This is a genomic window from Stieleria bergensis, from assembly GCA_007745635.1.
Taxonomy (GTDB): domain Bacteria; phylum Planctomycetota; class Planctomycetia; order Pirellulales; family Pirellulaceae; genus Stieleria; species Stieleria bergensis.
Map to the genome: position 1 here is coordinate 5168665 of CP036272.1, position 14237 is coordinate 5182901.

Here is a 14237-nt window from a genome sequence, read left to right on the forward strand (position 1 = left end):
AACACAGCAAAGATGATAACGGTTCACCTTTGGCCAGAGGAAATCACATCGCTCTGCGCGAGGCATTTCTGAGAAATTGCTGCGATTACAGATTCAAGGTCAGGTTGTTGCGATGCACAACAGATTCATAGGGACAATGCCCCAGGATTCCACCGATCATGTCACTGATTTTGCCTTTAATCTGTTGAATTTCCGAGGCAGGATAATTTGACAGCCCGCGTGCAATCTCGTTGCCGCTTTCGTCACACACTGCCACGACGGCACCGGCTTTAAAGTCGCCTTTGACAGAACGAATGCCGATTGCCAGCAAACTGCTACCGCCTTGTTTTAACGCTTTGACAGCTCCCGGATCAACCATCAGCCTTCCTTCCACTTCAGCGGATCCACCGATCCAGCGTTTGCGTCCTTTGAGTGATCGCTCGGCGGGCAGAAACAATGTTCCCACTGATTGGCCAGCGAGGATCTTTTGCAACACTTGGTCGTCTTTCCCCGGGCCGATGACAACATGATGGCCGCAAGAAACAGCGAGCTGCGCCGCCTGCAACTTACTGGTCATGCCGCCCTTGCTAAGTGTTCCGCGATGGTCCTGCGCCCAGGCGGTAACATCGTCGTTCAGGCTTTCCACCAAGTCGATCTTGGAACTCGAGGGATCCTCGGGAGCTCCATCGTACAATCCATCAATGTCGGACAAGATGACCATCAAGGCTTGCGTGAACAAGCCTGACACCTGCGCGGCGAGCCGATCGTTATCGCCAAAGGTCGTCATCAATTCGGCAACCGCCACCGAATCGTTTTCATTGACCACGGCAATCGCGCCCAATTCATGAATGCTGGAAAGCGCATTGCGAACGTGCAGGTAACCGCCACGTCGGCGCAAGTCGTTGCGAGTCAGCAACACTTGGGCGACTTGCCGACCATGCCTGGCGATGCACTGCTCATAGGCTTGAATCAATGCCGTTTGACCAATCGCCGCCACGGCTTGCAGGCGACCGATTTCAATGGGCCGCTGCGTCATGCCAAGCTTGCCCATGCCCGCACCGACGGCACCGCTACTGACCATGATGACTTGCCGCCCCGTGTCCGCAATCTGACACAAACCGTCAGCCAAGTGTCGCACGCGTTGCAGATCTAACTGCCCCGATTCATTCGTCAACACGCGCGTGCCGACTTTGACGACCACGCTTTGTGCCTGATCAATGCAATCGATTCGATGGCGGCGGCTAGATGGTTCTGGCACAGTGATCTCAACCGCAAAGTAGACAGAGGGGTGGCAGGGAGGTCGTAAAATGGAGTGGTCCGACAGAAAAAGAAAATAACTGCTAGGAGGCAATACGTCAGCATCCCTTGCCACGGACACCCCCAAAAAATCGGGTTCCTCAATTTATGCCGGACACAGGGCGCACTGATTTCGAGAAAAACTGCCTTCGTCGCCACCGAACCGGTTCGACAAACGCACTCACATGGCAACAATACAGACGCAAATCATGTGAGCTCGAATACACTGTGGTAGCTCACGCCCATCAGATCTCCAGAGCAACTCGAACCATTGCGCCTCGTTGTTCAGGTTTTCATCCGGTTTCAACCGCTGAAAATCATTCGAGCGGCCTTGCAAACGGCTTCAAAGAAGGCTCTGGCGGCTGATCCCGAACTTACATGTCATCACGAGCTTTGCCGACATGAGCGAATTGCACCACGAATGCGGTGTGGCGGCCATCTACCACCTTTCAGGGCGTGGCCGAAGTCCAATGTGCACCGAAGAGGGACCGCGCCAGATCTCTCGCTTGTTGCCACGAATGTTGCTAGACATTCAAAACCGTGGACAGCTAGCCGCTGGGATGACCTCTTACGATCCCGATGATCCGCAACTCCTGCGGACGCGGAAAGACGTCGGCACCGTGACGGAAGTGTTTCGTTTGAACCACCGCGCCAAATGCGAAGCCTTAATGCATTCGCTTGCCGGACGAGCTGCCATCGGTCACGTTCGCTATGCAACCTGTGGTCAAGACGATCGCAACTACGCCCAGCCATTTGAACGCAATCATATCCATAAACGGAAATGGTTTAGCTTCTGCTTCAACGGACAACTGGCCAACTACGGAATTCTAAAAGAACGCCTGTTGGCCGACGGTGATCATCACCTCGTCCTGGACACTGACACCGAAATCATTCTTCATGAGATCGGACGGATCCTTAGCCATTCCACCGAACGGATCGAATGGATCGACGTCCTGCGTCGCGCAGCGGCCAACTTTGACGGCGCCTACTCCTTGGCCCTGATGACCGCGGAAGGCGAGATGATTGTCGCCCGCGATCCCTTAGGCATCAAACCGATGTGCTACGTCCAAGAAGGCCCCTTGTTTGCCGCCGCCAGCGAAAGCGTCGCGCTGCTGAACCTGGGCTTTGACAATGACCAAGTCAAGTCGTTGCCACCAGGACATGCCATCATCGTGCATCCCGAACACGGCGTTCGAGTCGAATCCTTTGCTGAATCCAATCGCAAAGCACACTGCTTCTTTGAGTGGATCTACTTTGCCAACGTTGCCAGCACGCTGGATGAACGCAGTGTTTACCTCAGTCGCACACGACTGGGTGAAGAACTTGCTCGAGCCGAACGCGCCGACAACCGCATTCCACTGGATGATCCAGATACGATCATTGTCCCCGTTCCCGACACCAGTAAAGCGGCGGCCGATGCGATGGCCTACGAACTGTCGATCCCTTGTCGCGAAGGCCTGATCCGCAATCGCTATGCGGGCCGAACCTTCATCGAAGGCGGACGGGCTCGCAAAGCAAAAGCGGCCACCAAATACACGCCTCTGCGGGAAGTCCTGGAAGGCAAACGCGTCATCTTGGTCGAAGACTCCATCGTCCGCAGCACCACCATGAACGTGCTGCTGGATCGGATTCGCGAAGTTGGCGGAGCCAAAGAGATTCACGTCCGTGTTGCCTGCCCACCGATTGTCGCACCCTGCTTCTACGGGATCGACATGAGCACGATTGACCAGCTGATCGCGCCCAAATACTTTGGGGTCAACGGTGAACTCTCCGAATCAGCTCAGCAAAAACTTGCTGATGACCTGGGTGCCGACTCGCTGCGATATCTCCCCGTTGAAGCGATCTCTCGCGCAATCAATAAATCGCCCGACGATTTGTGCCAAGCGTGCATCACGGGCAAATACCCCACCGAATGTGGTCAACAACTGTATCAAATTGCGTTGGACAACCGCGGCAGCAAAGAAGAAGCCAACCGCACCTACGAGCAACTTGCCTCCAGCATGAACGACCAATAACACCATAACAGCGTCAACTGGCTTCCAGCGGCAACTGGCCGCTGATAGCCTGCCCGGCAGCCCCAACACAATCACTGCCGCCGGCGACGCTCTCTTGCGTTTCTCATCGACTGTGGGCGATCCTGGCAACTCGGCTTCTTGTTCCGCCAAGACACAACCTCCGAACATCGATCCGCGACACGGCTGCCTTCACGCAGACCGCCTGCCAGGCCATTAAACCGAGATTCTCCGTCCCCTTTCCATGGAAAAGGTCTCGCCACCATCGCCAAATCGCTATTCGCAATCGTGGGGAACATTCCGATAGCCTCTCTGGGAACGCGGCTGAACAGAGCACGAGGCGACGGTCGGCGCTTTACAAACGTGCATGCACCCAGCCACGCCAAACCCACTGCCTGACATGAATGATCAAGATGCCATCGCTCGTTTCCTGGATGGGTCGCCGCATGCGGTGGTTGGGGCGTCGCGAGATCGATCGAAGATCGGTAATCGCGTCTTGATGTGCTACCGCCAAAACCAACGAGCGGCCTACCCGATCAATCCGACCGCAACAGAGATTGAAGGTCAACAAGCCTACGCTGATTTGGCATCGCTGCCTGAACCTGTCCACGGAATCTCTGTGATCACGCCGCCTGTGGTCGCTGAATCGATCGTCGATCAGGCCATCGAGATTGGCATCAAACACATCTGGTTCCAACCGGGAGCGGAATCAGTGGCGGCCCTAGAGAAAGCCCACGCTCATGGCATCAACGTCATCGCTGGCGGAGCCTGCCTGTTGGTCGTGCTGAACACCTAACCAAGCGCGTCATACAAAACGTCTCCCTGCGAATTCCTGGCAACGAGAGAACTCGCCCTGCATGGATGAGACCTGCGTGAGCTTATCCCGCGGCACCCTGTCCTTTTGCCCCCAAGCCACGTCAGATGACGTGGCTGCAGTGACCCTGCACTGCCCAAATCACGACAGAAGCCGTTCCCCATCAAACACGTCGCGGCCAGCAGCATCGGCGCAAACCCGCCTTGTGACTTCCGCGCCAACTGAAACGTTCGGCGGTTAGCGCTTGTCACTTTGCCCATGCTTGGGAATCGAATCAGGGCTTGCGGATGTCTGTTCGGCGCGGCTGCGGGTCAAAGAATCTGGCTCCTTCGCCGATGCGGTCAAAATCACCGATGTCGCGGCGAGCAGATTCAGCCAGTTCGGAAAGCTCCTTCACAACCGCCGGGTGCTTGGCTGCCAAATCGGACTGTTCTCCGGGATCGGATTCCAAGTCAAATAGCTTCGCCGAAGACAGGTCAACAACGTCGGCTTGCTTCTGGAACACGTCCCAGTTTTTCATCGTGTTTTGGCTGCGCTGCAGGTGCAGTTTCCAGCGGCCTTTGCGAACGGCCATCAGTTGAGTGTGCACGTAATAGTAGAACGTGTCTCGGGTGACGGCGGATTGCTTTCCGTGGATCAAATCAGAGATGTCATTGCCGTCGATGATTCGGTCCGACGGTTGCTCTCCGCCGGCAAGCCTGGCCAGGGTTGGCAGCAGGTCAATCGTGGCTGCCATCTTCGACGATGTGGTTCCTGCTTCGACGCGACCGGGAGCCCAGACCACGGTCGGCACTCGAACGCCTCCCTCCCAGGAGGATGTTTTGTGGCCTCGCAGTGGATCGGCATCACCACCGTGCGAACCGCCTTTGTCACGCTGTTTGCTCAATCTTGCATGGCCATCCAAGTACCACGGCCCGTTGTCGCTGGTGAAGATCACGTATGTTTCGTCTTGTAGATCAAGTTCAGTCAGAAGCTTCAAGATCCGACCGACGTTGTCGTCAAGTTCTTCGACGACGTCCCCGTAGAGACCACGAGATGACTTGCCGGCAAAGTCTTTCGAAGCCGCCAAGCGGATATGCGGCATGGTGTGCGGCAGATAAACGAAGAACGGTTCGTCTTTGTGCTCTCGGATAAAGGACAAAGCGTGGTTTGTAAAACGCTGCGTCAGCGTCGCCATGTCAGCTTTGGGTTCAACCACTTTGTCATTTTGGACCAAATTAACAATCGAGTCATTACTGCTGGGTGTGCCGAAGTACTCGTCAAACCCTTGGCGGTTTGGCATCAACGAGACGTCGTATCCGGCCTGCTTATGGCCTGCCAAGTCCCATTTCCCGAAGCATCCCGTTGCATAGCCCTGATCCTTCAGGACCTCCGCGATGGTGATTTCCTTGCTGTGCAGGAAAGGGTGGACCGATTTCTGGTCATTTGCACGTTTTGCTGTCCGAAGCGGATAGCAGCCAGTCATCAAAGCGGCACGCGATGGGCCGCACACGGTTTGAGCATAAAAATGGGTCAGTCGCATCCCTTCCTGGGCCATTTGATCCAAATTTGGCGTCCGGATTTGTTTGGCGCCAAAGCATCCGATATCGCTATAGCCAAGGTCATCAGCGAAGACGATCACGAAGTTCGGCTTGGCCGTCCTCTCCTGCGCGACAACTGGCCTGGCAAGCATCACCAGTGCAAGCCAAACGCAAAACAGGGCAACCATTTTGATCAACCGAGACGCTGTACGCTTGCGTTCAGCATGCCACGTTGACAATCGTTCATTCCAAACATTCATGGGAAATCCGTTGGCAGAGTGCATTGTTGAGGCTTGATTTGCGTGTCTATTGTTTGACAAAACGCTGTGCCGCCGAGTAGGCATTGTGTCCGGTGGATTTTCCCGGCAGAACGTCGGCTTGTTTTTCAGGAATGTGCTTGCGGTAAGCTTCCAGAATCGCCAATGCGTTCGCGTCCTTTGCCAGGTTGTTCCATTCGTGTGGATCAACTTGGTGATCGTACAGCTCTTCAGAACCGTCCAAGTACTGGATGTAGCGGTAGCGCTGAGAACGCACTGCGAAGTTCCCTTTGCCAAAGGAGCTTAACGCGATGTGCGGCCAGTCGGCTGCGGGATTGTTCAATAGCGGGACGAGCGAGTGGCCTTCTTGAGAATGATCGCGAGGCAGATTCGCCAAGTCCAACAAGGTCGGAAAAAGGTCCAGAAGCTGTGCTGGCTTCGGAGAGATTTGTCCGGCCCTGAATCCGGGGGCAGCGACAATCACGGGGACGCGTGTACCGTTTTCCCAGATCGTTCGCTTTGCCCAGCGCTGCTTTTCGCCGAGATGAAATCCATGGTCTGAAAACAGTACCACAATGGTGTTGTCTTTATGTTCAGAGGCATCAAGAGCATCTAGCACCCTGCCCAGACAGTGATCCGCGAAGGCGACCGAAGCCAAGTAAGACTGAACGGCGTGCTGCCACTGCCCGGCAGAGGTCATCCATTGATGAGTCGGCGAAACATGCTTCTCGTTGGTCAGTGCGATCGCATAGGGACTCAGGTCATCCCGATCGTTCTCTTTGACCAGTGGCAACTGAATCTGGTCTTGAGGAAACTTGTCAAACCATTTTTTGGGCGCGAACATCGGGACGTGAGGCCGGTAAAATCCGACGCCCATAAAGAACGGCTTCTCCAAGTCTTTTGGCATCGCGTTGAGTTGCTCAACAGCCCATGAGGCGATCTTATCATCAGGCATGTCTTCATCGAGGTCGGGAAAGGCGCCCCAGTCCCAAAGTGGATGCCCGTGCGGCTGCGAGATTTTCTTCTTAGGCCGCGGGCCGAATCCACCCATGTTCCCGCCATACGTTTGGAAGAAACGCTGATCCCGAGTGTGGAACAGCTTTCCCACTGCTAGCGTTTGATAGCCGTGCTTTGCAAACCGCTCCGGTAGCGTGTCCAGATCCTGCAGCGCGGGAGCCTGCTGCAGATCGGGCGACAGGAAGTACACACCCGAGCTGTGTGGGTGCCGGCCAGTCATCAAGCTTGACCGCGAAGGATTGCAAACCGGAGATTGACAATGTGCGTTGTTAAACAAGGTTCCCCGAGCAGCCAAACGATCGATGTTCGGAGTCTGCGCTTGAGGATGTCCGCCTTGGACTCCCGTCCAGTCATTCAGATCGTCGATGGAAATCAACAACACATTGGGCTGCTTCTCAGCAGCCAGCACAAAGGATGTCGTCAAAAACAACATCGCAAACAGAGCCAGCAAACGCTGGAACGGATAGCAAGAGATCATCAGTGTCAGTCTAAACAAGAGGGGAACGCAACGTCCTAAACGATCGGACGATAACCATGTGGATGACAATGACTGCAAACGACACCGCCAAGAACGTCTCACAACGGCTGGTCGGAATGCAGTTTGACACAACGTTTGGTAGCGTTTGATTCGGAGTCCATCAGGGATTCTCATCGAGCCAGACAATTCTAATCCCTCCAACGGAAAGGGGGGACAGAATTAGGCGTTCTCGTCTCAATCGGATCCAAATCCCGGCGTGGTTGCATGATCACGTCGTAAAACGAATCGCTGGCCTGCTGAACGCCGAAGGGGTTCGATTTTCAAAGCCCAGGGTCGCGCAGCGCCCCACAGAGTTCGTTTTGAGGGTGGTTCCGAACTCAACTTGTCCCCTTTCAATGATCCCTTTCTTAGCGACATAGAAGCGTCACCGAAGTCTACGTCAGGATCTCATCAACAACGCGAGCTGACTCAACGCCGGTCAGTTTGAAATCCAACCCTTGGAAGCGGTAGGTGAACTTTTCGTGGTCGACCCCCAGCGTGTGGAGCGCAGTAGCGTGTAGATCACGGACATGCACGGGATTTTCGACGGCGTTGTAGCTGAAATCATCCGTCCCCCCATAACTGTATCCCGGCTTGATTCCCGCTCCAGCCATCCAGATGGTGAAGCACCGGGGATGATGGTCGCGACCGGCTTGTGGCGATTTCCAGTCGCCTTGCCCATAGACTCCACGACCAAATTCACCACCCCAAATCACCAACGTCTCGTCCAACAGGCCACGTTGTTTCAGGTCCTTGACGAGCGCAGCGCTGGGTTGGTCGGTATCCACACATCGTGAAACGCACCACGAGCGAAGACGCGAATGGTGATCCCAGTCGGGATGAAACAATTGAATGAAGCGCACACCACGCTCTGCCAAACGCCTAGCCAGAATGCAGTTGGCGGCATAACTGCCGGGGCGTCGGGAATCAGGGCCATAAAGCTGGAATGTCGAATCCGCTTCGTCACTGAGATCCGTCAGGTCTGGAATGCTGGTTTGCATGCGGAAGGCCATTTCGTACTGCTCAATCCGCGTTTCAATTTCCGGATCGAGAGTCTGCTGGTGTTTCTGACGATTCAGCACAGCTAGACCGTCCAACATTTCACGCCGCAATTCGCGTGGAAATCCATCGGGATCGTTCAGATAGAGCACGGGATCTTTTGCATTGCGAAGCTTTACGCCCTGATGCTTCGATGGCAAGAATCCGCTTCCCCAGTAATGATCGTACAACGGTTGATCGCTGCCACGTTTCATCCGCGAAATCAGGACCACGTAGTCGGGCAGGTTGCGATTGATACTGCCCAAGCCATAACTGGCCCAACATCCAAAACTTGGGCGCCCAGGAATCTGATGACCGGTAAGAAACTTGGTCATGGCCGGAGCGTGATTGATCTCGTTGGTCACCATTGATTTGACCAAGCAGATTTCGTCGGCGATCGTTCCAAGATGCGGCAGCCACTCGCCAATCATCGCACCGCATTTGCCTCGCCGATGAAACTTCGCGACCGATGGCATCACCAGCTGCTTCTTTCCGGCGGTCATTCCCGTCAGTTTCTGACCTTGGCGAACGCTAGCGGGCAACTCTGTGCCGGCTAGCTTCTCTAAACCCGGCTTGTGATCAAAGAGTTCGATCTGCGATGGACCGCCAGACTGAGTCAGGAAAATGACACGCTTGGCGCGCGGAGCAAAGTGCGGCAACGAATGCTGCAGCTCGGCCGCCGCCAATTCGTCACCCATGATCGCACCTGCGGCAAGGGCGCCGAAATTCAAACCTGCCTGCTGCAGGAAGCCGCGGCGGGCAAGTTGCATTTGAGAATCACTCACGGGTCATCGCCTCATCAAGATTCAGTAACAAACTGGCAGTCGTCATCCAAGCGGCCGTGGCCGCAGCGACTTCGCGCGACGGCGATTCCTGCTGTCCAATGGTTGTGTAACGGACCGCTTCGTCCACATGATCGCTGTAGTATTGCAGCGACCGAAACCAATACGCGTGAACCTGTTTGAGTTCCGCATCCGCTAACTTTCGTGACAGAACCCGCAGAGCCAGTGTTTGGAGGCCCTGCTGTAGCGGAGCGTACTGCCAGTGCTGTGCCTTCGTGTCGTCGAATTCTTCGTCGCGAGTGACAACCAGATCAGCCAACGCTCGCGACGCTTCCAGCATCGTGGTGTCGTTCATCAACGTTAGCGCATGCAGTGGCGTATTGGTGCGACGCACGCCGACTTCACACACGCGTCGCTGGGCACTGTCAAACAGGAAGGTCGGTGCGGCTGAGCGACGCCAAAACCCGTAAATCGTTCGCCGAAAACGCTCTGGCCCGACACTCGGTTTGTAACTGAATCTTCCCATCGTGATCTCTGCCCAGACGCCTTCTGGTTGATAAGGCCGAACGGGCGGACCGCCAACAGCATCGTTTAAAAGGCCGGACACATGCAATGCGTTGTCACGGATCATCCAGGCAGGCAAACGGTGCCTCGGGGCTCTTGCCAGCAACCTGTTTTCAGGATCCATTTCGAGAAGCTGTTTCGTCACACTGCTGCGTTGCTGATACGTTTTGCTGGTCGCGATGAGCCTAAGAATGTGCCTGAGGTCCCAGTCGCTGTCGATCAGTTCAACCGCCAACCAATCCAACAGATCGGGATGCGTCGGCAGCTCGCTTTGCAGCCCGAAGTCTTCAGGCGTGCGAACAAGTCCCCGACCAAACATGAGCTGCCAGAGGTGATTCACCGTCACTCGGGCAGTCAGAGGGTTGTCCGCGTCCATCAACCATTTGGCCAAGTCCAGACGCGACGACGCTTGGTCCGCTGGTTGGTCTAACACGCTGGGGATAAAACCGCGACCGACTTTGTCACCTTTTGCATCCCAAACGCCTCGCTCAAGGACGTGCGTGTCGCGTGGTTTTTCACGCTCGGCAAGAACCATCACGCTCCGCGGATGCGCCTCTTTCTTCACGGCTCCCAGTTGATTGTGCGCCAGAACGGCACGGTCCCGCTTCTGCTGGTAAACGACATCACCGAGAAGAAACTGATCCAGTAGACGCTTACGCAGGCCACCATCTAATGTCTTTTGGGGTTCGCTCTTTAGGGACTTGATCAGGTCGGCGACGGGCGATGTTGCATCGATATTAGTAACCGTCTGGCCAAGCTCACCGGTGACTGAAATGCGGAAGCGGCCGATGTTGGCGCTGCCATGCGTCGAACGGTGTCGCAGCAAAATAATGAATCGATCACCCGGTTCAATCGACCAGGGTTGGCCAAGCTGATACAACCCAACACGCGTCTCTTTGTCTTCGATGCCTTCGGTGGTCCATCCGTTGCGAGCGTCGTCGTTGAGCGTGTTGCCAATGCCCGAATACATTTTCGCCTCCCACTGTGTCTTCCGTGCCGGGTCCGCCTGGACGCTCGCAACCGCACGTGAGACGGGCACCTGCTGCTCGGCTGGGCTGCCTTGCCTCTGCCCCATCGCAAGCACGCTGGTCAGCGCGAATTCGCCGTTGCCACTGCGTGCATACCGTCCGCCTTTGTGGGAATCATGTGGCATGACCTCAATCCGGAAACCGCTGACCTGCTTCATGTCTTGGGGGACCTGCAGCACGATCTTGTAGTCGTCCTGGAATGGATCGGGGCCAACAGTCTGAATCACATGCTCCGAATCGACCACAAACGTCGTTCCCTCAACGCTAGACACTTTCGGTGGCAGCGTGATCCACGGCTGGTAGTCTTCCGGAAGCTCCAAACGGAAAGCCTCTAGCCAGCGTTCAAAGCGTGCTTCGGCCAGCTTGCGCTCGGCATCGACCTTCACTTGAATTTGCTCTCGGTAGGCCTGCATCTCTTCAATTCGACCTTCGACCTGAGGCGAAGTGTATTTCAAATACGGTTTAGCGCCGCTACCGGCCCTCCCGTCCTCGTCGATGCTGTTGAAGAAAGCGAACAGCGAGTAATAGTCGTGCTGCGTGATCGGGTCGAATTTATGGGAGTGACATTGCACGCACCCCAACGTCAATCCAAGCCAGACCGTCCCGGTGGTATTCACACGATCGATCACATAATCGATGCGTGATTGCTCTGGATCACGGCCACCTTCACCATTGGTCATGTGGTTCCGATGAAAACAGGTGGCCAGTTTTTGCTCGGCAGTTGCGTCGGGAAGCAGATCGCCGGCGAACTGTTCGATCGTAAACTCATCGAATGGCTTGTTGTCGCGAAACTGCTGAATCACCCAATCACGCCATGGCCAGTTTTGCCGCGTTGCATCCTGCTGGTAACCATCGGAGTCAGAGTACCGAGCGGCATCGAGCCACCACATTGCCATCCGCTCGGCATGGTGCGGCGATTGCAACAATCGATCGATTTCTGTCAACCAACGTTCGTCGGTCCACTCAGCGTTGTCCCGAAGCTCTTGTGGCGAAGGAGTCATGCCTGTGAGATCGAGGGACAATCGGCGCAACAATGTTGTCGGGGCAGCGGGTCGAGACAAACTCAAACCATCGCGACTCAATCGCTCCAATACAAAGGCGTCGATGGGATGTTCCTTGCCGGAAGGCACATCGGGGCGTCTCAGTGCTTCAAACGACCAATGCTTCCCCCACTGGGCACCGTCCAAGATCCATTGACGAATCGCCTTTCGTTCCTGATCGCTCAGTGGCTTGCGATGCGAGTCGGTTGGCGGCATTCGCGCGTCTTCGTCGTCGGTAATGATGCGCCGCCACAATTCGCTCTCTTCTAACTTCGCTGGGACCACAGCCGCATAGCCGCCTAGATCCGCCTTTGCGTCTGATTCTAGATCCAGCCGCAGATCGGCTTCCCGATTCTCTTCGTCTGGACCGTGGCAATGGAAACAGCGATCGGACAAAACAGGAAGCACCTCTCGCGAGAACGAGGTTTCATCAGCCCATGCCAATGCCGGACAGAGGAGCAGGACGAATGCAACAGGGAAAATCGAAGAGAAGCGTTTTCCCGATGGGGGACTGTCGAACATGGTAGGAATTCAATGAGGTGGGATGCTGAGCTCTTACTATAGCCGAAAATAGTTTGCTTGAGACCAACTCGTGAAGGATGATCGTTCGCCGTCCAACGCGACCTGTCAATTTCGTTCGACAGAAAGGAGATTGCTGATTGCTGACTTGATTCCTCCGGTTACACCTGTTGCGCCCCTCGCGGAACTTCATCCAGAGGCTGCCGAATCACTTGGTTCGATTCATGAACGAACCATCAGACGTATTCGGCGTACCCTGAGATCCGGAAAGGTCCCAACTGTTGTAAAAACTCTTGATGATCTCTCTGGTGATGACTGAGGTCGCCAGGGTGTAACCGGTGTGGCAGTGGTGATCGGCCAAGATTTCCACGCTGGACGTCTGGCAACAGCGAGGAAGTGACCCGCTGATTGTTAAAAGTTGAAGGATGGTCTCCCGGAAGGCAGAATTCTGCCGTTCGCAATTTCTCAATTTACGTCGGGTGCAACCGACGGGAAGACCATCCATGAACGAAGTTAGTCTTTTACAATCTCTTGGCAAGTTTCTGCTTCCCAAACCGGCAAAACCTTTCGTGATTTCTTGCGAGGCCAAGTGCGGGAGATGATCTGCGAAGTCATGCCCGCGGAGGTCACCGAGATCGTCAGGATGAAAGACTGGTTGCACAGCCAGAAGATCCGCTTGCCTCTCACTGATCACATGAGCAAACAACTGCTCTGCGTGTTAAGAGGGATTGCTGAATGAGCCCGCGCCGCTGACCATGCATGGCAGAGAAAACCTCCGGGGAAAGCTCTCCGCTCGGTGTGCCTCAAACCGCATGTGGAACACCTACGGCGTTCGGCAGGTTGGATGGTTCCAGTGACCCAAGGTGCGCTTCGCGACCTTGGGCTGTGAAAATGGAACACCTACGGCGTTCGGCAGGCCAGGCTGACGTTCCTGCGAAGCACAGGATCAGAGAATCGCACTTCGGTAACCTGCCAAAGCCAAGGCGGTGGCTTTCATCATTGCATCCAGAGTTCCGAACGCCGAAGGTGTTCTACCCCAAAGCCCAGGGTCGCGCAGCGCACCCTGGGGACAGGCCCCACACACATCGTCTCCGAACGCCGAAGGTGTTCTACAAAGGGTTCGGAATAGTACCTTGGAATGCAATGAACACCAAGGCATCTTGCCCAAACCCTTGCACTAGAAAAATGACACCAGCGCCGCTGGCAATGCAAACGCTAATAATCTGCCGGGGACAGTCCTCTGAAACTTGCAAACGTCGCAAAGCCGGCAATAAACCACGAAGGACGCGAAGAGCACGAAGGAGGGAATCACAGCCATCCTCCGCTGCAAAACCTGTGATGGGCGTGTGCAGTTACATGAAGCCGCTGCTGGAGCTTGGCCAGCGGGCGCTGGATCAGCTTGAACGCTGGCAGGACTTAGAAGACTGGGAGCACTGCCGGCAAGCGGTCGAAGTGGCGATTGTACAAGCGGAAAGCTCGAGCACACTGATAGCGAGTTTTCAAAGCGGGGTGATTCCACTGGATGACGAGTGGCTGAGCCGTTTTCTACAAACGATGGAGTTGCTCGACGAGCTGCGGCCTGCCAACCAGGAGCGACCACCCCCATGATCGACAACAACGGGGCCACGACTGATGAGCAGAAAATCGAGCTATTGAAACTCGATCCGGCTAGTGGCATGCCATTACCAAATCTAAAGCCCTCAAAACCAAGCCAATTCAATCCACTGGGCCAATCAAACGCACTCTTACTGCGTCAACACACTGCCAAGTCGTCAAACGCACGGCCCTTCTAGCACAGCCGCCCGTTCAAAAACGCCTTGGACACCCAAGTGAAACCAGGCAGCCCATCAAGGA

8 protein-coding genes and 1 pseudogene are annotated in these 14237 nt (G+C 55.4%); 4 read left to right on the plus strand and 5 right to left on the minus strand.

Translation table 11 applies throughout. From position 1 onward, the window contains the following. Window positions 1-85 precede the first annotated feature (85 nt). Window positions 86-1237 carry a glutamate 5-kinase gene (proB, locus tag SV7mr_RS18060; RefSeq protein WP_419187564.1) on the minus strand — a complete coding sequence of 384 codons (1152 nt, stop codon included), beginning with the start codon at window positions 1235-1237 and terminating at the stop codon, window positions 86-88. Window positions 1238-1676: 439 nt separating this feature from the next. Between proB and SV7mr_RS18065 the strand changes: the two genes are divergently transcribed. Together SV7mr_RS18065 and SV7mr_RS18070 are read left to right on the plus strand one after the other, a co-directional pair. Further along, a complete protein-coding gene (locus SV7mr_RS18065) occupies window positions 1677-3290 on the plus strand; it encodes an amidophosphoribosyltransferase (protein WP_145275354.1) in 1614 nt (537 codons plus the stop codon). A gap of 397 nt (window positions 3291-3687) precedes the next feature. Next, on the plus strand, window positions 3688-4083 hold the full coding sequence (locus SV7mr_RS18070; RefSeq protein ID WP_145275357.1) for a CoA-binding protein: 396 nt from the start codon (window positions 3688-3690) through the stop codon (window positions 4081-4083). A 292-nt stretch (window positions 4084-4375) separates the two neighbouring features. Here SV7mr_RS18070 and SV7mr_RS18075 read toward each other — a convergent pair whose 3' ends face one another. The 4 genes from SV7mr_RS18075 to SV7mr_RS18090 all read right to left on the minus strand — a co-directional run bounded on the left by SV7mr_RS18075 (window position 4376) and on the right by SV7mr_RS18090 (window position 12386). Next, window positions 4376-5881 (minus strand): sulfatase family protein, encoded by a 1506-nt coding sequence (locus SV7mr_RS18075; RefSeq protein ID WP_419187565.1) that lies wholly within the window; start codon window positions 5879-5881, stop codon window positions 4376-4378. A gap of 46 nt (window positions 5882-5927) precedes the next feature. Continuing rightward, a complete protein-coding gene (locus tag SV7mr_RS18080; protein ID WP_145275363.1) occupies window positions 5928-7373 on the minus strand; it encodes a sulfatase in 1446 nt (481 codons plus the stop codon). 434 nt (window positions 7374-7807) lie between these two features. Then, window positions 7808-9220 (minus strand): DUF1501 domain-containing protein, encoded by a 1413-nt coding sequence (locus SV7mr_RS18085; protein ID WP_145278604.1) that lies wholly within the window; start codon window positions 9218-9220, stop codon window positions 7808-7810. Window positions 9221-9227: 7 nt separating this feature from the next. Further along, window positions 9228-12386, minus strand: a complete 3159-nt coding sequence (locus SV7mr_RS18090) for a PSD1 and planctomycete cytochrome C domain-containing protein (protein WP_145275366.1) — start codon at window positions 12384-12386, stop codon at window positions 9228-9230. 405 nt (window positions 12387-12791) lie between these two features. Between SV7mr_RS18090 and SV7mr_RS25545 the strand changes: the two are divergent. Together SV7mr_RS25545 and SV7mr_RS18095 are read left to right on the plus strand one after the other, a co-directional pair. Next, window positions 12792-13020 (plus strand): annotated as a pseudogene (locus SV7mr_RS25545) (IS256 family transposase); the annotation flags it as partial. A gap of 701 nt (window positions 13021-13721) precedes the next feature. Continuing rightward, window positions 13722-13991, plus strand: coding sequence for a hypothetical protein (locus tag SV7mr_RS18095; protein WP_145275369.1), 270 nt, complete (start codon window positions 13722-13724; stop codon window positions 13989-13991). The last annotated feature ends 246 nt before the right edge of the window (window positions 13992-14237 follow it).